This is a genomic window from Spirillospora sp. NPDC000708, assembly GCF_040299565.1.
GTDB lineage: Bacteria > Actinomycetota > Actinomycetes > Streptosporangiales > Streptosporangiaceae > Spirillospora.
This window is the reverse complement of record NZ_JBEPCJ010000063.1, coordinates 1-21,826: the sequence shown is the minus strand read 5'-3', so window position 1 is coordinate 21,826 and position 21,826 is coordinate 1. Positions and strand designations below refer to the sequence as shown.

23 protein-coding genes are annotated in these 21,826 nt (G+C 72.9%); 11 read left to right on the top strand and 12 right to left on the bottom strand.

The window, feature by feature from the left end; genetic code table 11:
* Positions 1–16 precede the first annotated feature (16 nt).
* The gene (locus tag ABT299_RS34825; protein WP_387029397.1) at positions 17–592 is read right to left on the bottom strand and encodes a TetR/AcrR family transcriptional regulator; all 576 of its coding nucleotides are present in this window, start codon (positions 590–592) and stop codon (positions 17–19) included.
* A gap of 84 nt (positions 593–676) precedes the next feature.
* Here ABT299_RS34825 and ABT299_RS34820 point away from each other — a divergent pair, with 84 nt between their 5' ends.
* Positions 677–1,876 carry an FAD-dependent monooxygenase gene (locus tag ABT299_RS34820; RefSeq protein WP_500253318.1) on the top strand — a complete coding sequence of 400 codons (1,200 nt, stop codon included), beginning with the start codon at positions 677–679 and terminating at the stop codon, positions 1,874–1,876.
* A 67-nt stretch (positions 1,877–1,943) separates the two neighbouring features.
* Here ABT299_RS34820 and ABT299_RS34815 read toward each other — a convergent pair whose 3' ends face one another.
* Positions 1,944–4,859 (bottom strand): helix-turn-helix transcriptional regulator, encoded by a 2,916-nt coding sequence (locus ABT299_RS34815; protein WP_500253317.1) that lies wholly within the window; start codon positions 4,857–4,859, stop codon positions 1,944–1,946.
* Positions 4,860–4,962: 103 nt separating this feature from the next.
* Between ABT299_RS34815 and ABT299_RS34810 the strand changes: the two genes are divergently transcribed.
* Positions 4,963–6,423 carry an MFS transporter gene (locus ABT299_RS34810; RefSeq protein ID WP_500253316.1) on the top strand — a complete coding sequence of 487 codons (1,461 nt, stop codon included), beginning with the start codon at positions 4,963–4,965 and terminating at the stop codon, positions 6,421–6,423.
* 58 nt (positions 6,424–6,481) lie between these two features.
* Here the strand turns inward: ABT299_RS34810 and ABT299_RS34805 are convergent, their stop codons facing one another.
* The gene (locus tag ABT299_RS34805; RefSeq protein ID WP_500253315.1) at positions 6,482–7,210 is read right to left on the bottom strand and encodes a CTP synthase C-terminal region-related (seleno)protein; all 729 of its coding nucleotides are present in this window, start codon (positions 7,208–7,210) and stop codon (positions 6,482–6,484) included.
* A gap of 75 nt (positions 7,211–7,285) precedes the next feature.
* Between ABT299_RS34805 and ABT299_RS34800 the strand changes: the two genes are divergently transcribed.
* From ABT299_RS34800 to ABT299_RS34785, 4 genes are all read left to right on the top strand, one after another.
* Positions 7,286–8,161, top strand: a complete 876-nt coding sequence (locus ABT299_RS34800) for a LysR family transcriptional regulator (RefSeq protein WP_500253314.1) — start codon at positions 7,286–7,288, stop codon at positions 8,159–8,161.
* 89 nt (positions 8,162–8,250) lie between these two features.
* Entirely contained in the window at positions 8,251–9,060 is an 810-nt protein-coding gene (locus tag ABT299_RS34795; RefSeq protein WP_500253313.1) for a class I SAM-dependent methyltransferase, read from the top strand.
* Positions 9,057–9,182, top strand: coding sequence for a hypothetical protein (locus ABT299_RS34790; protein ID WP_500253312.1), 126 nt, complete (start codon positions 9,057–9,059; stop codon positions 9,180–9,182). Before ABT299_RS34795 ends, ABT299_RS34790 begins: the two co-directional genes overlap by 4 nt.
* Positions 9,182–9,811, top strand: a complete 630-nt coding sequence (locus ABT299_RS34785) for a TetR/AcrR family transcriptional regulator (RefSeq protein ID WP_500253311.1) — start codon at positions 9,182–9,184, stop codon at positions 9,809–9,811. Before ABT299_RS34790 ends, ABT299_RS34785 begins: the two co-directional genes overlap by 1 nt.
* Before the next feature lie 19 nt (positions 9,812–9,830).
* Here ABT299_RS34785 and trpS read toward each other — a convergent pair whose 3' ends face one another.
* Positions 9,831–10,934 carry a tryptophan--tRNA ligase gene (trpS, locus tag ABT299_RS34780; protein WP_500253310.1) on the bottom strand — a complete coding sequence of 368 codons (1,104 nt, stop codon included), beginning with the start codon at positions 10,932–10,934 and terminating at the stop codon, positions 9,831–9,833.
* A gap of 217 nt (positions 10,935–11,151) precedes the next feature.
* On the opposite strand from trpS, the gene ABT299_RS34775 reads away from it, so the two are divergent.
* The 3 genes from ABT299_RS34775 to ABT299_RS34765 all read left to right on the top strand — a co-directional run bounded on the left by ABT299_RS34775 (position 11,152) and on the right by ABT299_RS34765 (position 13,639).
* The gene (locus ABT299_RS34775) at positions 11,152–11,640 is read left to right on the top strand and encodes a MarR family winged helix-turn-helix transcriptional regulator (protein WP_433147069.1); all 489 of its coding nucleotides are present in this window, start codon (positions 11,152–11,154) and stop codon (positions 11,638–11,640) included.
* Positions 11,641–11,714: 74 nt separating this feature from the next.
* The gene (locus ABT299_RS34770) at positions 11,715–13,160 is read left to right on the top strand and encodes an MFS transporter (protein WP_387029378.1); all 1,446 of its coding nucleotides are present in this window, start codon (positions 11,715–11,717) and stop codon (positions 13,158–13,160) included.
* Between the two features lie 11 nt (positions 13,161–13,171).
* Complete coding sequence (locus ABT299_RS34765; RefSeq protein ID WP_500253309.1) at positions 13,172–13,639, top strand: TIGR03618 family F420-dependent PPOX class oxidoreductase; 468 nt, start codon at positions 13,172–13,174, stop codon at positions 13,637–13,639.
* A gap of 31 nt (positions 13,640–13,670) precedes the next feature.
* On the opposite strand, the gene ABT299_RS34760 is transcribed toward ABT299_RS34765, so the two are convergent.
* The 5 genes from ABT299_RS34760 to ABT299_RS34740 form a co-directional block, all read right to left on the bottom strand.
* Positions 13,671–14,579: a M56 family metallopeptidase gene (locus ABT299_RS34760; protein WP_190860880.1), complete on the bottom strand. Its 909-nt coding sequence runs from the start codon at positions 14,577–14,579 to the stop codon at positions 13,671–13,673.
* Positions 14,576–14,956 carry a BlaI/MecI/CopY family transcriptional regulator gene (locus ABT299_RS34755; protein WP_190860882.1) on the bottom strand — a complete coding sequence of 127 codons (381 nt, stop codon included), beginning with the start codon at positions 14,954–14,956 and terminating at the stop codon, positions 14,576–14,578. The genes ABT299_RS34760 and ABT299_RS34755 overlap by 4 nt, the downstream gene beginning before the upstream one ends.
* Positions 14,957–15,103: 147 nt before the next feature.
* Complete coding sequence (locus ABT299_RS34750; protein ID WP_190860883.1) at positions 15,104–15,391, bottom strand: ubiquitin family protein; 288 nt, start codon at positions 15,389–15,391, stop codon at positions 15,104–15,106.
* Positions 15,388–16,503, bottom strand: a complete 1,116-nt coding sequence (locus ABT299_RS34745) for a WD40/YVTN/BNR-like repeat-containing protein (protein ID WP_387029372.1) — start codon at positions 16,501–16,503, stop codon at positions 15,388–15,390. The genes ABT299_RS34750 and ABT299_RS34745 overlap by 4 nt, the downstream gene beginning before the upstream one ends.
* A gap of 69 nt (positions 16,504–16,572) precedes the next feature.
* A complete protein-coding gene (locus ABT299_RS34740; protein ID WP_206700109.1) occupies positions 16,573–17,073 on the bottom strand; it encodes a protein-tyrosine phosphatase family protein in 501 nt (166 codons plus the stop codon).
* Positions 17,074–17,267: 194 nt separating this feature from the next.
* Here ABT299_RS34740 and ABT299_RS34735 point away from each other — a divergent pair, with 194 nt between their 5' ends.
* Positions 17,268–17,501 (top strand): hypothetical protein, encoded by a 234-nt coding sequence (locus tag ABT299_RS34735; protein WP_387029369.1) that lies wholly within the window; start codon positions 17,268–17,270, stop codon positions 17,499–17,501.
* 234 nt (positions 17,502–17,735) lie between these two features.
* Here ABT299_RS34735 and ABT299_RS34730 read toward each other — a convergent pair whose 3' ends face one another.
* The gene (locus ABT299_RS34730) at positions 17,736–17,999 is read right to left on the bottom strand and encodes a CPCC family cysteine-rich protein (protein ID WP_500253346.1); all 264 of its coding nucleotides are present in this window, start codon (positions 17,997–17,999) and stop codon (positions 17,736–17,738) included.
* A gap of 162 nt (positions 18,000–18,161) precedes the next feature.
* Here ABT299_RS34730 and ABT299_RS34725 point away from each other — a divergent pair, with 162 nt between their 5' ends.
* Positions 18,162–18,506 carry a hypothetical protein gene (locus ABT299_RS34725; RefSeq protein ID WP_387029368.1) on the top strand — a complete coding sequence of 115 codons (345 nt, stop codon included), beginning with the start codon at positions 18,162–18,164 and terminating at the stop codon, positions 18,504–18,506.
* 651 nt (positions 18,507–19,157) lie between these two features.
* Here the strand turns inward: ABT299_RS34725 and ABT299_RS34720 are convergent.
* Complete coding sequence (locus tag ABT299_RS34720; RefSeq protein ID WP_500253308.1) at positions 19,158–20,213, bottom strand: TIGR03118 family protein; 1,056 nt, start codon at positions 20,211–20,213, stop codon at positions 19,158–19,160.
* A 1,262-nt stretch (positions 20,214–21,475) separates the two neighbouring features.
* The gene (locus ABT299_RS34715) at positions 21,476–21,718 is read right to left on the bottom strand and encodes a hypothetical protein (protein ID WP_500253307.1); all 243 of its coding nucleotides are present in this window, start codon (positions 21,716–21,718) and stop codon (positions 21,476–21,478) included.
* Between the last annotated feature and the right edge of the window lie 108 nt (positions 21,719–21,826).

Genomic DNA, 21,826 nt, shown 5'->3' with positions numbered 1-21,826 from the left:
AACGAATGATTCCGTTCTACTGGATCGCGGCGCCGATCGCCCGCACCGCGTCCACCAGGTCGGACGCGGCCGGCACGCCGTCCGGGTCGACGAGCGCCTGCGCCGCCAGCCCGGCCAGCAGCGCCTGGTAGCACGCCCCGGCCATCTCGGCGCGCCGCTCGCCGAGGACGGACGGGCCGGCGCCGAACAGCTCGGCCAGCCCGAGCCGCGCCTCCCGGTTGGCGTCCGGGAACGCGGCGCGCAGCTCCGGCGTCCGCTCGATCTGCGCGATCACCTCGAACTGGATCGCCCAGAGCGGGCGCGTCCGCGCGAACGACGCCAGGATCCGCTCCCAGGTGGCCTCGAACCGCTCCGCCCCGGACAGCCCCGGGTCGGTCTCGGCGGCGAGCATCGCGGCGATCTCCGCGCCCCACTCCTCGATCGCCTGTCGCAGCGCCGCGCGCAGCAGCTCGTCCTTCGAGCCGAAGTGGTAGCCGATGGCGGCCAGGCTGACGCCCGACTCGGTGGCGACGTCGCGCGCCGTCGTGCGCGCGTACCCCTTGCTCAGCAGGCAGCGCCTCGCGCCGGCCAGGAGGTCTTCACGGTTGCCCATGGCGGGACCCTACCCGATTTCTTGTACGAACGTCTTACACGAGCGTCTTGCACAAATGTCTTAAACGGTTGTACCGTCCGGGGCATGAACACGAACGCGGACACGAGCGTCCTGATCTCCGGTGCCGGCATCGCGGGCCTCACCCTCGCCTACTGGCTGCGCCGCCACGGCTTCGCGCCGACCGTCGTCGAGCGGGCGCCCGCCATCCGCGACGGCGGCTACAAGGTCGACGTCCGGGGCGCGGCGCTGACCGTCGTCGAGCGCATGGGCCTGCTGGACGAGGTCCGCGCGCGGCGCACCGGCGTCCGGAGCGGGACGGTCGTGAACGCGGCGGGCCGGCGGGTCACGAGCATGGACGGCGACACCTTCGGCGGCCGGGTCCACGGCGACGCGGAGGTGCTGCGCGGCGACCTGCACCGGCTGATCTTCGAGCGCACCGACGCGGAGTACCTGTTCGGGGACTCGATCACCGGGCTCGCGGAGACCGACGCGGGGGTCGAGGTCACCTTCGCCGGCGGCCTCGTCCGGACGTTCGACCTGGTGGTGGGGGCGGACGGGCTGCACTCGGTCACCCGGTCGCTGGCGTTCGGGCCGGAGGAGCGGTTCGTCCGCGACCTCGGCCACCGCATCGCGATCTTCGGCGTGCCGAACCACCTGGGCCTGGACCGCGAGGAGGTCACCTGCGTCGGGCCCGGCCGCACGGCCCTCGCCTACAGCACCGACGGCGGCGCGGACGCCAAAGCGATGTTCCTGTTCCGGTCGGACGGGACGGACGTCCCCCGCGAGCGGGCCGCGCAGGAGCGTGCGCTGGCGTCCGCGTACGCGGGCGAGGGCTGGGAGGTCCCGCGGCTGCTCGACGGGATGGGCGCGGCGGCGGACTTCTACTTCGACGCGGTCGCCCAGGTCCGCATGGACGGCTGGTCGAGCGGGCGGGTCGCGCTGCTCGGCGACGCCGCGTACTGCGCGTCGCCCGCGTCCGGCCAGGGCACGAGCCTGGCGCTGGTCGGGGCGTACGTGCTGGCCGGGGAGCTGGCCGCCGCGGGCGGCGACCACCGCACCGGGTTCGCCGCGTACGAGCGGGAGATGCGCCCGTTCGCGGAGCGGAACCAGAGGCTGGGGCCGGCGAACCTCAAGCGCATGGTGATGCGGACGGCGGGCGCGGTCCGGATGTCGATGGCGGCGCTCGCGGTGATGAACCGGATGCCCGGCCGGGAGCGGATCATGGCGAAGGTCATCGCCCCGATCCACGCCGCCGCCACGGCCATCGCCCTCAAGGAGTACTAGGCGACGGGGTCCGGTCTCCCTGAGCGCGTCGCCTCCGGGGGCGGGGACGGATCAGCCGGCGGGCGGATCAGCCGGCGGGCGGGTCGAAGAGGCGGAGCCGGTGGGCGAGCGCCGCCGCCTCCGTCCGGGACGCGACCTGCAGCTTCGCCAGGATGTTGGAGACGTGGACGCCCGCCGTCCGCGCGGAGATGAACAGCGCCTCCGCGATCTGCCGGTTGCTGCGGCCGTCCGCGACCAGCCGCAGCACCTCGGCCTCGCGGCGCGTCAGGCCGAGCCGCCGCGCGGGGTCCGGCGCCGGCGGATCAGGCGCCGGGGGCGGCTCCTCGATGGAGAGGCGGGCGCGCGTGGCGAGCAGCTCGATCTCCTTGAGCAGCGGTTTCGCGCCGAGACCCGCCGCTATCGACGCGGCCTCGCGGCACGCCTCGGCCGCCCGCCCGGACGGGACTCCAGGCGCCTCGGCCGATCGGAACAGCGCCCATGCCAGCGGGTACGGCCGGCCGAGATCACGCCACGCCCGCACCGCTTCGTCCCAGTCCTGATCGCCCGCCTCCGCGCGGAACGCGGCCCTGTACGCGTGCTGGACGGGTCCGATGACCGGCAGCTCCCCGGCCAGGTCGCGCAGCTCGGCCAGCCGTTCGCGGGCTCCGCGCGCCGCGTCGGGTTCGGCGGCCGACCGGGCGAGCCGCTCCCCGCACAGCCGGGCGCCGGTCAGCAGCAGCGGCCATACGAAGCGGGACGTCTCCCGCAGACCGGGTCCGTCGAGGGCGCGGCCGAGGATCCCGTCGGCGCCGGTGAGGTCGCCGCGGGCCATCGCGACCCGGCAGCGCAGGTCGTGCAGCGGGAGCCGGAACGCCTTCCCCCAGTAGCGGTCCCCCATGACCGCGTGCGCCGCGTCCGCCGCCTCGCCGGCCGCCGCGGCGTCGCCCCGCGCGAGCGCGATGACCCCCAGGTTGACCTGCGCGAGCGCGCGGAACAGCGGCGGCGGGTCGAGCGCGAGGACGTCCTGCAGCAGCGCGGCCGCCTCGTCCCAGCGGCCGAGGTCCCACAGCGGCTCGGCGCCCTTCGCGGCCAGGCCCGCGCCCTGGTCCCGGTCGAGGCCGGCGCGGCGCGCGGTCTCCAGCCCGGCCGCCACCGCCCCGGCGGCGCGCTCGTCCAGGCCCATGCCGTGCAGCGCGTCCGCCTCCGCCATCACCGCGATGACCAGCGGGACCGCCGACTCCCCGGCGGCACGGGCGATCTCCGCCGCCGCGGCGATCCGGGCCAGCGCCGCGTCGAGGTCCCCGGCGGCGCCGTCGAGCGAGCCGAGCGTCAGCAGCGCCCACGCCCGCACGCGCGCGTCCCCGGACTCGCGTCCGGCCGCGAGCGCCTCTTCCGCCAGCGCCCGCGACTCTTCCGGGCGGGACATCAGGAACAGCCGGTTGGCCAGCGTCGACAGCGGACGTCCCCGGACCGCCGCCGGTGCCCCGTCCGGCAGCAGCGCCACGGCCGCGCGCAGGTCGTCGAGCGCCGGGTCGCCGAGCCGGTGCCGGAGCATGCTGCGCAGTTCGAGGAGCAGCGCGGCGCGGCGCGGATCGCGGTCCCGGTCGAGCGCCGCAAGGGCCTCGGACGCCAGGTCGACGCCCCGTGCCGCCTCCCCCGCCGACAGGCACGCCTCCGCCGCGCGGTGCAGGACGTCGACCCGGTCGGCGCCGAGGACGCGCTCGGGCTCGGCGATGCCGTCCCACTGCCGGAGCACGCGTTCGAGGATGCGCAGCTGCTCGGGGTGGGCGTGGAGGGCGCGCGCGGAAGCGGCGGCGCGCCACAGGGCGTCGAACGCCTGCTCCTTCTCGCCCGCCGCGCACCAGTGCGCGGCCTCCTCCGCCGCGGCGCGCCCGTCCGGGACGAGATCGGGGTCGGCCTGCAAGGCGGCTCCGGAGCGTTTGTGCAGGCGGGCGCGCGCGCTCGGCAGGGCGTCCTCATACACGGCCTGGCGTAGGAGCGCATGGCGGAACGTGTATCCGTCGCCCTCCGCCAAGAGGAGACCACGGTCCACGGCAGGGCGTATCGCGTCCTCTAGGGACAGGTCGTCCAGCCCCGCCACGGACGCCAGGAACCGGTGCGCCAGACCTCCGCCCCATGCCGACGCCACGGACGCGGCGTGCAGCACGCCACGCGACCCGTCCGGCAGCGAGCGGAACCCGGCGAGCAGCAGGTCCCGCAGCCGGCGCGGCGTCCCGCCCTGCGCGCCCGCGTCCGCCAGCGCCTCCACGAACAGCGGGTTCCCCTCGCTGCGCCGCGCGATCTCCTCGACGACGCCGCGGTCCGGCAGGTAGCCGAGCCGGGCGGCGACCAGCCCGCCGACCTCCTCGCAGGTCAGCGGAGCGGGCTCCAGCAGGCGGACGCGCGGCGACCGCGCCAGCCCGGCCAGCACCGGACGCAGCGGGTGCCGCTCGTCCAGGTCCGTCGACCGGTACGTGCCGACCAGCAGCACCCCCGGCCCGGACAGGTTGTGCACGAGGAACGCCAGCAGCTCGCGGCTCGACGGGTCCGCCCAGTGCAGATCCTCCAGGACGACGGCGAGCGGGCGTTCCCGTGCCGCGCCATCGACCAGCGTCAGGACGTCCTCGTACAGCCGGGCCCGCCCGTGCACCGGGTCGGGCTCGTCCGGCGCGACGCCGAGGACCGGCAGCCAGTGCGCCAGCCCGAGCCGCCCGCCGCCCGGCAGCAGGCCGGCGGCGCGCTCGGCGCCGAGGTCGCGGACGAGCGCGCGCATCGCGGCGATGAACGGCGCGTAGGCGAACCCGCCGCCCGCCTCCAGGCAGTCGCCGCGCGCCACCCGCGTCCGGGACGGCAGCCGGGCCGCGAACTCCGCGACCAGCCGGCTCTTGCCGATCCCCGCCTCGCCGCCGACCAGCACGGTCACCGGCCCGGCCTCGCACGCGCGCGCGTACGCGTCCGCCAGGGCGGCCAGCTCCGCCTCACGGGCGACGAGAACGGACGCCACCGCACCTCCTGAGCACCCGGTCCGGAAATCTGAAGAACCCCGCACGGCCGACTACGTATTCCTCTCAATGTGGCACGAGCCGCGTGTCACGACCGTAGAGGGCATGACATCCGGAAAGCACGGCCGGCTGATCCTGCCGGTCATCCTCTCGGCGACCTTCATGGTGTCGTTCGACTACATGGTGGTGAACGTCGCGACGCCGTCGCTCCAGCGCGACCTGCACGCCGGGCCCGTCGCCCTCGAACTCGTCATCGCCGGCTACGCCTTCACCTACGCGAGCGGGATGGTGACCGGCGGGCGCCTCGGCGACCTGTTCGGCCACCGGCGGCTGTTCCTCCTCGGCATGGCCGCCTTCACCGCCGCGTCCCTGCTGTGCGGGCTCGCGCAGTCGCCCGTGCAGCTCGTCGCGGCGCGGCTGCTCCAGGGGCTGACCGGCGCGGCGATGGTCCCGCAGGTGCTCGCCCTGATCACCGCCGCGCTCCCGGCGGCGGACCGGCCGCGCGCGATGGCCTGGTACGGCGTCGTCCTCGGCGGCGGGGGCGTCGCCGGCCAGATCGGCGGCGGCCTGCTGCTCCAGGCCGACCCGCTCGGGCTCGGCTGGCGGACGATCTTCCTGGTGAACGTGCCCGTCGGCGCCGCCGCGCTCGCGCTCGCCGTCCGGTCGCTGCCCGGGACCCGCTCGGACCGGCGGCCCCGCCTCGACCCGGCCGGCGCCGCCGGGATCTCGGGCGCCCTCGCGCTCGCGCTCGTCCCGCTCGCGATGGGCCGCGAGCAGGGCTGGCCCGCCTGGACGTGGATCTCGCTCGCCGCGTCCGTCCCGGTCCTCGCGGCGACGCTGTGGTGGGAGCGGCGGCTCGCCCGGACCGGCGGCGAACCGCTGCTCGACCTCGCCCTGTTCCGCGCCCGCTCGTTCGACCTCGGCCTGGCGCTGAACGTCGCGTTCCTGGCCTCGTTCGGCAGCATGAACGTCGTGCTGACGATGCTGCTGCAGGGCGGCCTGCGCCTGACGCCCCTGGAAGCGGGCCTGGAGTTCGGCCCGATGGCGCTGCTGACCATGGTCGCGTCGCTGTTCGGCCGCCCGCTCGTCGCCCGGTTCGGGCTGAAGGTGCTCGTGTGCGGGACGGTCGTCAGCGCGCTCGGCGTGCTGGCGCTGGCCGTCGAGCTGCACGTCCTCGGCGGCGACGTCACCGCCCCGTGGCTGCTCGCGCCGCTCGGCCTGCTCGGCCTCGGCGGCGGGCTGACGCTGCCGTCGGTGATCGGCGCGGTGATGTCGGGGATCCGCCCCGCGCAGGCCGGCGCCGCGTCCGGGGTGCTGAGCACCGCGCAGCAGTTCTCCGGCGCGACGGGCGTCGCGGTGCTCGGCGCGATCTTCTTCGCCGCGCTCGGCGCGCACCCGGGCCGGGCCGCGTTCGCGTCCGCCGCCGAGACCGCGATCTGGGCCGACTTCGCCCTGACGGTGGCGACCGTCGTCCTCGGCGTGCTCTTCCTGCGCCCGGCCGCCACCGAACCCGAGCCCGAGCCCGCCGCTCCGGCGCGGGAACCGCTCCTCGACAAGCGCGTCTGACCCGGCTCGGCTCACCCGCCGGGCCGTCCCTCGCCGGGCGGCCCGGCGCCGCCGCGCGTCAGGACCGGCCGGCGGCGCGCTCGCCCACCGCCGCGCACGCGGCGGCGACGAACGCGGCGACCACCGGATGCGGGCGGCTCCCGTCCCCCGCCAGCTCCGGCTGGAACAGCGTCGCGAAGTAGAACGGGTGGCCGGGCAGCTCGGCGATCCGCACCTGGCCCTCGTCGTCGTGGCCGGTGAAGCGCAGGCCGCTCGCCTCCAGCGTCCCGATGTACGCGGGGTTCGGCCCGAACGTGCAGTTGAAGCGCTCGATGCTGCGCGACGTCCCCATGATCCGCTCGGCGGACGAGCCGGGCGCCACGTTCACCTCGCCCTCGTGCCCCGCGAGCGAGCACGCCAGCGGCATGATCACCGCATCGTCGCCCGCGTCGTCGTCCTCGGCGTTCTCGGCGTGCTTGGCGCGGGCGATCCCGCACACGTTCCGCGCGAACTCCAGGATCATGTGCTGGAAGCCGCCGCACGTCCCGAGCACCGGGATCCCGCCCTCCCGCGCCGAGCGGATCGCGGTGAGGACGCCCGCCTCGCTGCGGTACGGGCTGCCGGGCAGCAGCCAGACGCCGTCGAAGCCGTCCAGCCCGGCGCCGACCTCGTCGGTCGGGATCCAGTACGCCTCCGCGAGGAGGCCGTCGCGCTCCCGGACGGCCTCCAGCAGCCGCGGGATCCGGACGTGCGACTGAACGTTCGGGGACCGGTCCCCGACGAGGGCGATGCGCGCTGTGAAGGTCATGCCCCGATCCTGACGTCGGACCCCGCTTAAGCACCAACGATGATTTCCGATGCGAACATAAGCGACACTTATCCGATGGACCCGCACCTCCTCCGGACGTTCGTCACCGTCGTGCGGACGGGCTCGTTCTCCGCCGCCGCGGCCGAGCTCGGGTACACACAGGCCGCCGTGTCGCAGCAGATCGCGTCGCTGGAGAACGACCTCAAGATCACGCTGCTGCACCGGCGGCCGGTCGGCACCACCGAGGCTGGCGCGCGGCTCCTCGAACACGCCGGCCCGATCCTGCTGCGGCTCCAGGCGGCGCGCTCGGAGATCGTCCGGATGTCCGGGACGGCGCGGGCCCGGCTGCGCGTCGGCGCGTCGCCGCTGGCCTCCGCCTACATCGCGGAGCCACTGGCCCGCGCGCGCGGCGCCCACCCGCGCGTCGAGGCCGCGGTGCAGGTGATGGGCCGCGCCGAGGTGGACGTGGCGGTCGCGGCGGGCGACCTCGACATCGGGTTGGTCGACGGGATCGCCGCACCCAACGACCCGCTCCGGCTGGCCGACACCGTCCCGCTGGCGGCGGTCGCCGTCGCGGAACGGCCCCTCGTGCTGGTGCTGACGCGCGCGCATCCGCTGGCGTCGCGTCCCGGCGTCGACCTGAACGACCTGGTCGACGCGCTCTGGCTGGACGTCCCGGACGTCGCCGTCCCGCTCGCCGCGCTCCGCCAGGCCACGGGCTCACGCGACGGGTTCCCGCCGTCCCTGACCTGCGAGGGCGGGGACCTGCCGTTCCTCCTCGCACTCGTCGCCGCGGGCCACGGCCTGGCCGTCCTCCCCCCGGGCCTGGCGAGCGGCGCCGGGCTCGCGGAGGTGCCGGTGCGCGCGCCCCGGGTCGTCCATCGGACCGAGCTGCTGCATTCGCGCGCCGCCGATCCCGCGACGGCCGCGTTCGTCGACGCGCTGACCTGAGAGAACGCATCCGGGCTTGACCTCCGGCGAACCGCGCCCTCATTATGAACATACGTTCATGAACATGCGTTCACAACGAGGAGGCTCCAATGGACGTCGTCAACACCCACCAGGCCGAGGCATGGAACGGCTACGAGGGCGAGCACTGGGCCGACCACCACGAGCGGTACGACGCCGTCAACAACGGCTTCGACGGCGCCCTCCTGGAGGCCGCCGCGATCGGGCCCCGCGACCACGTCCTCGACCTCGGCTGCGGGAACGGCTACATCACCCGGCTCGCCGCGCGGCGGGCCCGGCTCGGGCGGGCGCTCGGCGTCGACCTGTCCGCGCCGATGCTCGCCCGCGCCCGCTCGCTCACCGAGCAGGAGGGCGTCCGCAACGCCGAGTTCGAGCAGGGCGACGCGCAGGTCCACCCGTTCCCGGACGCCGCCTTCGACGCCGCGGTCAGCCGGTTCGGGGTCATGTTCTTCGCCGACCCGGTCGCCGCGTTCGGCAACGTCCGGCGCGCGCTGCGGGAGGACGGCCGCCTCTCCTTCCTCGCCATGGCGTCCCCCGCCGGCACCGACCTCGGCACCGTCTTCGCCGCGATCGCGCCGCGGCCCGCGGCGGTGACCGGACACGCCGGCCCGATGTCGCTGTCCGACCCGGACCGCGTCCGCGAGATCCTCGGCGCGGCCGGTTTCCGCGACGTGACCTGCCGGAAGGTGCACGCCGAGCAGGTCTGGGGGCGGGACGCCGCCGACGCCGCGGACTTCCTCGCCGGCTGGGGCCCCGTCCGCCACAACCTCGGCGACGGCCCCGAGCTCCGCGCCGCGATCACCGACGCGATGCGCCCGTTCGAGCGCGACGGAGCCGTCCGGCTGCGCAGCACCGCGTGGCTCGTGCGGGCCCGGCGATGAGACGGGTGGCGGCCCTCGGCGAGTACGGGGCGACGGGACGCAAGGTCGCCGCGGCGTACCTCGCGCCGTTCCTCGATCTCGCCGCGCGGGGCTTCCGGCCCGCTCACTACGATGCGGGGTGATGTCACCTCGAAAGGCGGCCGCGCTGCGCGGCGGCGACCGGACCCTGCGCGAGCACCTGATCGCGACCGCCGAGCGGATGATCGCCGAGCGCGGGACGGCGGGGCTGACCGTCCGGGCCATCGCGCAGGAGGCGGGCGTCGCGGGCGGGGTGCTCTACAACCACTTCGCCGACAAGGAGGAGCTGATCGCCCTCGCGCTGCGCGCGCACGCCACGGCGATCGAGGACGGCCTGGAGCCCCTGCCCGCGCCGGGCACCGGGACGGTCGAGGGCAACCTGCGCGCGTACGTCGCCCACGGGCTGGCCCTGCACGGCCGGATGGTCCCGGCGCTGACCGGCCTGATCGCGACGCCCGAGGTCCTCGCCCGGTTCGCCGGGCTGAGCGACCCGGACCGGGACTGGCGGCACCGCCTGCGCGGCTACCTCGAGGCCGAGCGCGGCCTCGGCCGCATCGCCGCCGACGCCCGCGTCGACGCCGTCACCTCCATGATCGTCGGGGCCTGCCACGAGCCGGTGCTCTCGACGCTGTTCCAGGGACGGGGCATCGCCGAGGCGTCCCCCGCGCACTCGGCGGACGACCTGGTGGCCACCGCCCTCAGGGGCATCGAGCCGCGCGAGCCCGCCGAGTAGCCGGGGGACCTCTGGGTCTTCAGGTGTTCATGGACATGGCCTCGCGGACCTCGTCGAGGGTCTGGTCGGCGATGGCGGCGGCGCGGGCGTTGCCCTCGGCCAGGACGCGGCGCAGGTGGCCGCGGTCGGCCATGATCTCGGCGCGGCGGGCGCGGATCGGGCGCAGGAACTCGTTGACCGACTCGGTCACCGTCCGCTTGAGCGCCGCGCCGCCGCCGTCGCCGATCTCCGCGGCGACCTCGCGGGGGTCGCGCTCCTGGCAGAGCGCGGCGAGCAGCACCAGGTTGGACACCTCGGGACGGGTGTCGGGCGCGTACTCGATGTGCCGGTCGGCGTCGGTCACCGCCCGCTTGATCAGCCGGGCCGTCTCGTCCGGCGACGCCGAGAGCGCGATCGCGTTCCCGCGGCTCTTGCTCATCTTGCGGCCGTCGGTGCCGAGCAGGGTCGGCGCGGCCGACAGCAGCGCGTCCGGCACCGGGAAGACCGGGGCGTACCGGTCGTTGAAGCGGCGCGCGATCGTCCGGGTGACCTCCAGGTGCGGGAGTTGGTCGGCGCCCACCGGGACGAGGTTGGACTTGCAGAACAGGATGTCGGCGGCCTGGTGGACGGGGTAGGTGAACATCAGCCCGCTGACCGAGGACTGCTTGGACGCGGCGATCTCGTCCTTCACCGTGGGGTTGCGGCCCAGCTCGCCGACCGTGACCAGGGACAGGAACGGCAGCATCAGCTGGTTCAGCGCGGGCACGGCGCTGTGCCGGAAGATCGTCGCGGTGGACGGGTCGATGCCCGCGGCGAGGTAGTCGGCGACGAGGCCGTCGACGTGCTCGCCGAGCCGGTCGGCGACGTCGCGGTCGGTGAGCACCTGGTAGTCGGCGACCAGCACGAACAGATCGACGCCGGCGCGCTGGAGCCGGACGCGGTTGGCGAGGGTGCCGAAGTAGTGGCCGAGGTGCAGGGCGCCGGTCGGCCGGTCGCCGGTCAGGATCCGGAACGCGCCGGGATCGGCGGCGACGCGCGCTTCGAGGTCGCGGTACGGGCCGGTGGCCCGCGGTGTTTCAGCGGGCCGGGGCGTCTCAGCCGGCTGCGGTGTTTCAGCGGGCTGCGGCGTCTGGGTGGTCTGCATGGGTCTCTCCTCCTGGTTCCGGGGCCCGCCGGACGGACCCGGGTGCGGAGAAGAGAGCGGGCCGTCCAGCGGACGGCCCGAGGCGTGCGTGGGTGTCGGCCGTCCTAGGACGGCCGCCAGCACAGGCACGCGGTGCGCTTCATGCCTTCACGGTATCCCATCGGGATGCAGATGGCAGTAGATAATCCGGTACGGAACCACTGGGTACTCTGGAGGCATGACCGCGCTCGCTCCAGCCAACACCGTGACGGACCTGTCCTACCTGCTCGACCACACCTCGCACGTGCTGAAGTCGCGAATGACGGCGGCGCTCGGCGAGATCGGGCTGACGCCGCGCATGCACTGCGTGCTGGTGCACGCGCTCGAGGAGGAGCGCACCCAGATCCAGCTGGCCGAGATCGGCGACATGGACAAGACCACGATGGTCGTGACGGTGGACGCCCTGGAGAAGGCCGGGCTTGCCGAGCGGCGCCCGTCCTCGACGGACCGGCGCGCGCGGATCATCGCCGTCAGCGAGAAGGGCGCCGAGACGGCCCGGCGGGGTCAGGAGATCGTCGACCGGGTGCACGCGGAGGCGCTCGGGGCGCTGCCGGACGGCGAGCGCGACGTCCTCGTGCGGGCGCTGCGGCGGCTGGCCGAGGGGCACCTCAGCACCCCGGTGGAGCAGGCGCAGCCGGTGCGCCGCCAGCGCGAGCGCAACAAATAGGTCCCCAACAGATCGTCTCTAACAAAACTATCTGCTAACGTCTCTCCTGTTCGCCTCGAACGGGAGATGACCCCATGAACCTGTCCGCACGGTCCCGCGGGACCGCTCTCGGCGTGCTGTCCGCCGCCGCGCTGATGACGATCCTGGACGGCAGCATCGTCACCGTCGCGATGCCGTCCATCCAGCGCGACCTCGGCTTCTCCGCCGCCGGGCTGAGCTGGACCGTCAACGCCTACCTGATCGCCTTCGGCGGCCTGCTCCTGCTCGCCGGGCGGCTCGGCGACCTCATCGGCCGCAAGACGATGTTCCTCGCCGGGAACGCGGTGTTCACCGGCGCGTCCGTGCTCGCCGGCGCCGCCACCGCGCCGGGCCTGCTGATCGCCGCCCGGTTCCTGCAGGGCGTCGGCAGCGCGATGGCCTCCGCCGTCGTCCTCGGCATCCTCGTGACGCTGTTCACCGAGCCCGGCGAGCGCGCCAAGGCCATCGGCGTCTTCAGCTTCACCGGCGCCGCCGGCGCGTCCATCGGCCAGGTGCTCGGCGGGGTGCTCACCGACGCGCTGAGCTGGCACTGGATCTTCCTGATCAACGTGCCGATCGGGCTGGCCACGATCGCGCTGGCGGTCGTCGCGCTGCCCCGCGACCGCGGCGCCGGGCTGCGCGCCGGCGCCGACGTCGCGGGCGCGGTGCTGGTCACGTCCGGGCTGATGCTCGGCATCTACACCGTCGTCAAGGCCGAGGACGACGGCTGGCTGTCGGGCCGCACGCTCGGCCTCGGCGCCGTCTCGCTGGTCCTGCTCGCCGGGTTCTTCGTCCGGCAGGCGAGGGCCGCCACCCCGCTGATGCCGCTGCGCCTGCTGCGCTCGCGCAACGCGTCCGGCTCCTACCTCGCGCAGATGCTGTCGCTGTCGGCGATGTTCTCGTTCCAGATCATTGTCGCCCTCTACATGCAGAAGGTCCTCGGCTACGACGCGCTGGAGACCGGCCTCGCGATGCTGCCCGCCGCCGTCGCCATCGGCACGATCTCGCTGTTCGTCTCGGCGCGGCTGAGCCGCCGCTTCGGCGAGCGCGCCGTGCTGCTCGCCGGGCTCGTCCTGCTGATGGGCGCCATGGCGTGGCTGGCCCGGATCCCGGAGGACGCGGGCTACGCCGCCGACCTGCTGCCCGTGATGGTGCTGGTCGCCGGCGGCGGGCTCGTCCTGCCCGCGCTGACCGGCCTCGGGATGGCCGGCGCCCGCCCCGACGACGCGGGCCTGGTGTCCGGGCTGTTCAACACCGTCCAGCAGATCGGGATGGCGCTCGGCGTCGCGGTGCTGTCGACGCTCGCCGCGTCCCGCACCGAGCACCTGCGCGCGGACGGCCGGTCCGAGGCCGCCGCGCTGACCGGCGGATACCACCTCGCGTTCACCGTCTCGGCGGGCCTGCTGGTCGCCGCGTTCCTGGTCGGCGTCCTCGTCCTGCGCAGCCCGAAGGCCGCCGCGGACGCCCCCGCCCCCGTCGAGTCCGTCCCCACCAACGCCTGAAGGAGATCACCATGACCGCGTACGGCCCCGGCCAGGGACCCGGCCCGAAGCCCGTCGACGAGGACGACCTCGCCCTCCTCCTCGGCGAGCAGCAGTTCGCCGTCCTCGCCACCACGAAGAAGAGCGGCCACCCGCACCTGTCCACCGTCGTCTACACCTGGGACGCGGCGGAGCGGATCGCGCGGATCTCGACCACCGCCGGGCGCGCCAAGGTCAGGCAGATCCGCGCCGACCCGCGGGCCGCGCTCCACGCGTCCGCCCCGGACCACCTGTCGTTCGTGGTCGCCGAGGGACGGGCGGAACTGTCCGGGATCAGCGAAAAGCCCGGCGACGACGCCGGGCGGGAGCTCCTCGCGATGACGCCGGGCTTCCCCGACCCGGCCGACGAGCGGGCGTTCCTGGAGCAGATGGTCAAGGACCGGCGTCTCGTGATCCGGCTGCACGTCGACCGGCTCTACGGGACCGTCCTTGCCGACTGAGGAGGGCCGGTTCCGCACCGGCCCCGGCGGTTCAGGTGGGCAGCACGATCAGGATCAGCGGCAGGCCGGCCAGCAGCGGCACGGCGACCGTCGCGGCGAGGCGGGCGCGGCGCGGCAGCGGCTTCGGCTCCAGCAGCCGGTTGACCCGCGCCATCACCGGGATGTCGTCCGAGGACGCCACCCCGAGCGTCCCGGACGGCGCGGCCGCCGGGCGGGCGGCGGCGAAGCGCAGCAGCGCCGTCGCCAGCTCGCGCGGCGGGCGCCCCGACCGGGCCCGGTCGTCCGCGGCCATCTCGATCAGCAGCTCCACCGCGTCCAGGCACCGCCCGACCAGCCGGAACTGCGGGAACACCTGGCGCAGCGACGCGAACGGCAGCAGCACCAGGTCGTGGCGCTCGCGCGCGTGCGCGCGCTCGTGCGCGAGGACCGCGGCCAGCTCGGCGCGGTCCAGCAGTTCCAGGGTCCCGGCGCTCACCACGACCTTGGACGAGCGGACCCCCGGAACGCAGTAAGCGGCCGCGCCCGGGTGGTCGAGGACCAGCGTGCCGGGCACGGCCGAATCGCGGCGGGAGACGAGGGCGAGGAGTACTCGGTGCCGGTGCCTGGCGCGGACGACGCGGACCACCGCGTACATCAGCATGACCAGCAGCACGGCGGCGAGGCTCACCGCGGACAGCAGCGCCGCCATGTGCACCGTGTCGAGCCGGGCCGCCTGGTCGGCGTAGAGGCCGGGGATGCCGCCGAGGACGCCCTTGCGGTACGGCGCCATCGCGACGCCGAGGAGGGCCCCGATGGTGGCGACGCCCCAGCACAGGCCGAGCGACTGCCAGAGGGCGATGCCGAGGCGCGGGGTGCGCCACGTCCACCTGGCCCGGGACAGCAGGTGCGCCCCGCCGACGGTCCCCAGGGAGATCAATGCGAGCAGGGCGGTGCCGGTCATGCCGGTGGTTCCTTCGTGAGGCCGGCCAGGGCCTGGCGGATCACGTCGATCTCGTCGCTCGAGACCGACCGGACGAAGTGCGCCAGCGCGGCGTCGCGGTCGCCCGTCTCGTCCAGGGCGCCCAGCATCAGTTCCGTGACGTAGCTCTCCCGGCTCTCGACCGGCCGGTACCGCCACGCGCGGCCGTCCCGCTCGCGTTCGAGGAAGTCCTTCTTGGCGAGCCTGTCCAGCACCGTCATCACCGTGGTGTGGGCGAGGTCGCGGTCATGGGCCAGCGCACGGCTCACGTCGCGGGCGGTGGCGGCGCCGGCGCCGGCGTCCTCCCGCGCCCACAGAACCTCCATGACCGTGCGTTCAAGCTCTCCAAGACCCTTCACGACGTCCAGATTATCCGACTGAGGGCGAGGTCACCACGGCGGGTAGTACTACCGACTTCCGTACTACGGCTCGTAGTACTACATTCAGTCGTATTAGCGGCGTGCCGGGGCCACGGTCGGCAACCACGCACCGGCACGCCGCTGCCTCTAACCGCCCGCCATGGCGCCGACCACCAGGAACGGCTCGGCCCCCGCGACGACCGGCCCCGGCAGCGGCGCGTCCACCGGCTCATGGGACAGGTCCTCGGCGCAGGCGTAGAAACGCACGAACGCCCGGCGCCGCCCCGTCCGCCGATCACGGATCGTCCCGCACAGCACCGGGAACCGGTCCTCCAACGCGTCCAGGACCGTCGCGATCGTCGTCCCCTCGACCTCCACCTCCCCGTCCACCCCGGCGAGCGCCCGCAGATGCGCGGGCAGCACCACACGGATCACGGCAGCGCCTGCACTTCCACCGACAGCACCGCCGGGAGATCGCGCACGATCGGCGTCCAGGTGTCGCCCTCGTCGGACGACCCGTACACCTGCCCGCCGGTCGTCCCGAAGTAGATCCCGCACGGATCCAGCGAGTCCACGGCCATCGCGTCCCGCAGCACGTTGACGTAGCAGTGGCTCTGCGGCAGCCCGTCCGTCAGCGGCTCCCACTCGTTCCCCCCGGCCCGGCTCCGGTAGACCCGCAGCCTCCCCTCCGGCGGGTAGTGCTCCGAGTCGCTCTTGATCGGCACCACGTAGACGGTGTCCGGCTCGTGCGCGTGCACCGCGATCGGGAACCCGAAGTCGCTCGGCAGATCACCGCTGATCTCCCGCCACGTCTCCCCCGCGTCGTCGCTGCGCATCACGTCCCAGTGCTTCTGCATGAACAGCACCTCCGGACGCGACGGATGCATCGCGATCCGGTGCACGCAGTGCCCGACCTCCGCCTCCGCGTCCGGGATGCCCTCCGACCGCAGCCCCCGGTTCACCGGCCGCCACGTCGCGCCCGCGTCGTCCGTGCGGAACACGCCCGCCGCCGAGATCGCCACGTACATCCGCGCCGCGTTCACCGGATCGAGCACCACGGTGTGCAGGCACATCCCGCCGGCCCCCGGCTGCCAGTCCGGCCCCGACCCGTGCCCGCGCAGCCCCGGCAGCTCCTCCCACGTGCTTCCGCCGTCACCCGTCCGGAACAGCGCCGCGTCCTCGACGCCCGCGTACACCACGTCCGGATCCACCGGCGACGGCTCCAGATGCCAGACCCGGTTGAACTCCCACGGACGCGGCGTCCCGTCGTACCACTGGTGCGTCCCCGGCTCCCCGTCGTACCGGAAGTCGTTGCCCACCGGCCGCCACGTCGCGCCCCCGTCGTCCGACCGCTGGATCAGCTGCCCGAACCAGCCCGTCGACTGCGACGCGTACAGCCGGTCCGGATCCGCGGGCGACCCGGCGACGTGGTACATCTCCCACCCGCCGAAGTGAGGCCCGCTGACCTCCCACCGCTCCCGCTTCCCGTCCGCGGTCAGCACGAACGCCCCCTTACGCGTCCCGACCAGAACCCGAACCCCGCTCATGCCCGCACTCCTCTCGACGACTCGAAGGAGAGACCACCCCCGCCCCCGGAACTCATCGCCGCCGCGGAGTCAGGCCTCAAGCCCCGTCAGCAACCGCGCGACGTCGAGCCCCGTGTTCAAGTAGTCGACGAACAAGGAATTGTTCAGCGCCCACTTCGACCGGCGGTAGCGGACCAGGAATATGGCGTCACTGGTGCTGTACCCCAGAAGCGTCAGGGCGTGAGCAACGACGAGGCCGGACCGGTTGTAGCCGGAGTGGCACCGGACCAGCACCCGCCGCCCGCGCCCGACCGCCTCCACCGCCAGCTCCGCCGCACCGCACACCGCCTCAAGCTGCCCAGCGGTCAACGGCCCATCCGGCACGGGAACGCTCCGGTGCTCCACGCCCCCGCCGGGCCCATGCCCCTCGCGCTCGTACAGGCTGATCACCAGATCGAACTCGCGATCCACGATGACCGGCACCCGCACTCCGGCCTGATCCCGGTAATGGTGCCCGCCCATCCACAGCAGCGGAACGATCTCATCCCAGGGCGACCCCGCATCGGGCGCCCCACGCCCCTCCGTGCGCACGGCCTGCTCCCACCAATGCCACCCGGCCGCCTCGAGCCGGGAACGATCATTCCTCCCCATACAACCAGGAACCGCCGCCCTCGCCGCCCCGAAAAAAGTCCAGCAGTGGCCGGAGCCGCCGACCGCGACCTGTCACCGATCGCCGACCTGCCTTGTCTTCTCTAGGGACCGCTTCCACGACAAGGAGACAAGACATGCCATCACCCGGCGAGCTCAGCTTCGAGCGGGACATCAAGCCCCTGTTCCGCGCGAAGGACCGCGACTCGATGCTGTCCTTCTTCGACCTGCACGACCACGCGGACGTCTCCAAGCACGCCGACGCCATCATCGGTTCCCTGCTGACCGGACGCATGCCCTGCGACGGCACCTGGCCCGAGGCCCAACTGGCGAAGCTCCAGCAGTGGATCGACGCAGGCAAGCCCGCCTAGCAAGCCGTCCCGGCCCTCGCTCGTGGGCGCGGCCGGTTCTGCCGAGCTGCGCTCTGACTCCCAGCTAAGCCCGGTCGCAGATTGGGCACGAGTGCCGCCCTCGTGCAGGCCGGGGGGACCGTCATTCCCTACAGAGCTGGATGCTCCGGAGCCGGCCGCGCCCAACCCGCACGGTAACGAACACCCCTGACAACGAGCGACAACTCGCCGACCGGCAACCGCAGCCCCCTACCCCTAACTCTGCGGCGGCTGCTCGCACGGACGCGGATCCCGGACGTGCCGAACCCTCCGGCGGTCACTCGCCCCGTACGCGACGAAGTTCTGCCTAGCCTCTGTAAGGCTGAGCCCCCGGTTAGGCCCGCCGCGACTCTCGTCGGCGTCGTGGTCGTCCTGCCCGTCGTCTTCCCAGAAGCACACGGGGCAGATCTCGAAGTAGCCCCGTCGCTCAAGCGTCAGATACCCGCAACACGGACACGCATACGGCCCGCCTCCTGGCACCCGATGCACGTTGACGAACACGCAGCCGATTGTCACGCCCAAAACCCACCCCCCACAACCGCCCCCCTCGTCGACGATTCCGCGTACATTCCGGATCCTGCTCGGTCGCTAATCACACCGTGCGGCCCTGTCCCTGTCCGCGTTGCCTGAGACGATGCGCCTGTGTCTTACGAGCTGTACTTCTGGAAGTCCGCGGCCGGAGAACCGGATGACATCTGCGATCGCCCGGCCGACGAGGATGTTGAGGGCGTGGCCCCAAGCTCAGATGTCGAGCGCTTCCGCTCGGCCCTGCTAGGCCGCTGGCCGGACCTCGCGGATCGAATCACCCCTTGGGCACCCGACCTGGATTGGCGACAGCCGTGGGGCCGCAAGGATCTCGCCGCCTATTTCGTGTCGCTGTCCCTCTCCTTGCGCACGGAAGCGAGTGCCCTAGAAGACATGGTGACGCTGGCTCGCCAGCACAGCTTGGTGACCCACGACCCGCAGACCGGCGAGACGATCCGCTGATCGGGGCCGCTCCGACTGGTACCGCAACGGACGAACGAACCTGTCCGGAGGGGTGCTCCCGCGCGAACGGCGCTTACCCCGTGACAGACAGGTTCGCGCCAGAGTGCCCTCCGGGTCGCGGGGGTCCAGGGGGCGGCGCAGCCTCCTGGTTCGCGCTCGCTTAACCAAGTTTGCGCGGATCTCGTTGGCCTGTGCCCGAGCAGCCGCCGCCTCTGCGGCCGCTTGCTCCCGGTCCGATTCGAACAAGAGCCGCTGGGCCAGCTCATCGAGTGCATCCGCCATCTCGTCCCGCCATTCGGCAAACACGAGCGACTCGGCCTCCGCCGGTCGACGGGCACGCACCTCGCGTAGCCGCCTCAAGGAACGCTTGAGGTCCGCCGGGATGGTCACGGTCACCTTCAAAGTGGGCTGAACCGATCGTAGGCGGCGGCGCGACCCCGTGGCGGCCGGTCGGGGCGGGCCGGCGGACGTGGCGCGATGCACGGCCCCGGCATGGCCGCCAGGTGACCGGCGCGGCGTGTGGGGGCAGATGCGGGACGCGATCCCGGGCCTGACCATCACTCGGCCCGGCGGGGCGGCGGTTGGCAGAACAGGCCCCCTCGAAATCGGAGACGGACCAGCGGCCGGCCCGGCCGCTGGTCACGCTCGTGTTCAGTGCAGGCGGGCCTTGCGCAGCAGGCCGACGAGGCCGTGCTTCTCGTCGTTCGGGCCGGCCGAGAACCAGACGGCATCGGTGCCACCGGTCGTCGACGTCCCGCGCAGGAGCGACCACAGGCCGTCGATCTCGATCGGGCGGCCGTCCGGCCGACGCAGCGCGCCCCGCCAACGGCCATGCCGGGTGAAGGCGTTGATCCGGCCATCGCCGAAGTTGCCGACGAGGACGTCTCCGGCGAAGTCGCCGAATGATCGGGGCGCGATCACCAGCCCCCACGGCGCGTTCAGCGGACCGCGGGAGGCGAAGCGGTGATGGGAGCGGCCGAACCGCCGGTACTCCACGACGAAGCCGAGCCCGGGGCCGGGGACGTCGTCCTCGGCGTTCGCATCCTGCTTGGCGTAGGTGACGAACACGGAGCGGCCGAGGACGGCGACGTTGAACGGCGCGAAGCCTCGTGGGATCGACGGGTCCTTGAAGCGCCCGCTGGGCAGCCTGAGCCGCCGGAACCTACCGTCGAAGACGTCGATGCGTCCGTGGTGGAAGTCGGTCGCCAGCAGGAACGCTCCATGGCGGGTGTGCAGCAGCGCCAGTCCCTTGTAGATAGCGCCTCGCGCTCCCGCCACGCGGACCGCGGTGGTCCCTGTGTTGCGGTTCCATGCGGTAATCGCGCCGCTCTCGCTGCTGAAGATGAAGGTGGCCGGCGCGCCCTTCACCGCGAAGTCGGCGGTGTTGTTGAACACCTCTCCGGTGGGCGCGCCGCCCTCGACGGTGACTTCTAGCGCCTGCTTCGTCACGCCTTTCGCGCCGCCCGCGTACACGGTGGCGACGCCGGTGCCGTTGTTGGCGGCCCACAGCGGCCCGGTCGGGCTAAGCGCCAGGCCCCATGGGTTGACGAGTTTGGGGTCCTGAAGAGGCGCCCGGCCCGGGATGTCGGAGACCAGGTCGGTCTCGGTGAACCGGGTGTGCCAGCCCAATCCGTCGGCGCGGTTCGGGGCTTCGGCGGACGCGGGACGGGTCGGGGCCATTCCTGCCAGCAGGGTTAGGGCGGCCATGAGCATACCTAGAGTTCTTCGCATTCAGATCTCCCTGAATCGATCAGCGGGTCCGGTCGGACCGCGGCGATAATTACCCCGGGCAGGTTCGGCGAATCCGGCTGCCGCACCACTCGACGGAATCCTGACCAACAACGACGGCCGCTTTACGTTTTAGGGAGATCAGCGCACCACCCCTGTAAACCCGAGCCCGAGGAACCAACCTCATGAGCTGGAAACCACCAACTCGGCCCGTCCGGACACCCAACTCGCGGGCTGAGCCGCGGGAAGGCAGGGCGAGGGGCCGTCCACGGTCAGAGGACCAGAAGCCCCGCGGTAGCGATCGCCCCCCTTGCGCGCACCCAACCACGCACGGCGATCCTCTCGGGCCTCAACTGTGGGATCGGCGCGAGCCAGGAGATTGATGCGCTCGCACCGATCCTCGGTGGCGGCGTCAGATGCCCACACCCTTGCAGTAATCACTCTTACTGGATTGTTCCGCCGCTGGACATACCGATCTGCTCCCCTATAGATCTCGCAAGAGAAATTCTGCAAGACAGATCAACATCATGCAATTAAGGGGGTCGGCGCCGTTCAGCTAAAGGTCGGTGTGCCGTCAGGGTGTCCTTTGTCCAGGAAGGTCAGCCCGAAATGTCGCCGAGAAGGCGCGCGAACCCGGCCCCGTCCTGGTCGGCGTACCCGCCGACCAGGACGAGTGTGGTCGTCGCGGTGCTGCCGCTCGTAGCTGAGCCTGTTGGCGGGGGACCGTCCGACCTCTTGCCTGCGCCGGTTGCTGTCAAAATGAGAAGCCCCGGGCCGTGTGGCTCCGGAGCGTTGTTGCTGGTCTTAGAGGTGGGCAGGGGCGGGTCGAACCGCCGGCCTTCCGCTTTTCAGAAGTAGCAACCACTCTGCGGCGACCTCGCTGGCCGAGGTCAGGCGATGCCTGACATGCGCCCGTGGTGCCTTCTGGTGGCCGTCGTTGCCGTCACCGGTCGGCCCTTCGACCTCGCGCTCTCAACCGCCGGACGTGTCGCTCGTGCTGCCCGGCGTGGCGCAGCTGGCGCGGTCGATGAGCAGCGTCTGCGGGTTGGCCGCCGGCTCGTACAACTCGAGCTCGAACGGGTCCGTATTCGATGAGCCGGGCCAAGGTGTCTCGATCCTGCTCGGCAGTGACTCGCCGGCACACGTGTTCCCGCCAGACAAGCTCGCTCGCCTCGGCTCCGTCCATGCTCCAACGACAAGGCGTCGACTCGCCGTGATCAGGTCCCGTGCTTACGGCTCGGTCAGTCATCCGACGACTGGTGGTGACTGTCACCGGCCAGCGCTTGAAGGTCTCGCACCGACTCAGCCTCCAGGGGCAGACCATCTACGCCCAGATGTCTGCGGGCTCTGGGCGAGACCGTCATCGGTGCCGTCCAGCCTTGGTGCACTTGAGCGATCTGACTCGGAACGGGCGTAACCGGGTAGGTGCTGATCCCCTGTGCCCAGTTCATGAGCAGCCCTTCCGTCCCGTCGAGGTCGGTCATGACGAGGGACACCGCTAGGCCGTGTTTCGAAGTGGGGTGAGTGTCGGCGTGTTGTGAGCCGGACGCAGTGAGGTCTCCGGTAGATGGTTCATCGACCAAGAAGAACCT

Excerpts from the sequence above, each read along its gene's own strand:
- ABT299_RS34825 (WP_387029397.1), bottom strand. The coding sequence starts at position 592 with ATGGGCAACCGTGAAGACCTCCTGGCCGGCGCGAGGCGCTGCCTGCTG.
- ABT299_RS34820 (WP_500253318.1), top strand. The coding sequence starts at position 677 with ATGAACACGAACGCGGACACGAGCGTCCTGATCTCCGGTGCCGGCATC.
- ABT299_RS34810 (WP_500253316.1), top strand. The coding sequence starts at position 4,963 with ATGACATCCGGAAAGCACGGCCGGCTGATCCTGCCGGTCATCCTCTCG.
- ABT299_RS34805 (WP_500253315.1), bottom strand. The coding sequence starts at position 7,210 with ATGACCTTCACAGCGCGCATCGCCCTCGTCGGGGACCGGTCCCCGAAC.
- ABT299_RS34800 (WP_500253314.1), top strand. The coding sequence starts at position 7,286 with ATGGACCCGCACCTCCTCCGGACGTTCGTCACCGTCGTGCGGACGGGC.
- ABT299_RS34795 (WP_500253313.1), top strand. The coding sequence starts at position 8,251 with ATGGACGTCGTCAACACCCACCAGGCCGAGGCATGGAACGGCTACGAG.
- ABT299_RS34790 (WP_500253312.1), top strand. The coding sequence starts at position 9,057 with ATGAGACGGGTGGCGGCCCTCGGCGAGTACGGGGCGACGGGACGCAAG.
- ABT299_RS34785 (WP_500253311.1), top strand. The coding sequence starts at position 9,182 with ATGTCACCTCGAAAGGCGGCCGCGCTGCGCGGCGGCGACCGGACCCTG.
- trpS (WP_500253310.1), bottom strand. The coding sequence starts at position 10,934 with ATGCAGACCACCCAGACGCCGCAGCCCGCTGAAACACCGCAGCCGGCT.
- ABT299_RS34775 (WP_433147069.1), top strand. The coding sequence starts at position 11,152 with ATGACCGCGCTCGCTCCAGCCAACACCGTGACGGACCTGTCCTACCTG.
- ABT299_RS34770 (WP_387029378.1), top strand. The coding sequence starts at position 11,715 with ATGAACCTGTCCGCACGGTCCCGCGGGACCGCTCTCGGCGTGCTGTCC.
- ABT299_RS34765 (WP_500253309.1), top strand. The coding sequence starts at position 13,172 with ATGACCGCGTACGGCCCCGGCCAGGGACCCGGCCCGAAGCCCGTCGAC.
- ABT299_RS34760 (WP_190860880.1), bottom strand. The coding sequence starts at position 14,579 with ATGACCGGCACCGCCCTGCTCGCATTGATCTCCCTGGGGACCGTCGGC.
- ABT299_RS34745 (WP_387029372.1), bottom strand. The coding sequence starts at position 16,503 with ATGAGCGGGGTTCGGGTTCTGGTCGGGACGCGTAAGGGGGCGTTCGTG.
- ABT299_RS34735 (WP_387029369.1), top strand. The coding sequence starts at position 17,268 with ATGCCATCACCCGGCGAGCTCAGCTTCGAGCGGGACATCAAGCCCCTG.
- ABT299_RS34720 (WP_500253308.1), bottom strand. The coding sequence starts at position 20,213 with ATGGCCGCCCTAACCCTGCTGGCAGGAATGGCCCCGACCCGTCCCGCG.
- ABT299_RS34715 (WP_500253307.1), bottom strand. The coding sequence starts at position 21,718 with ATGACCGACCTCGACGGGACGGAAGGGCTGCTCATGAACTGGGCACAG.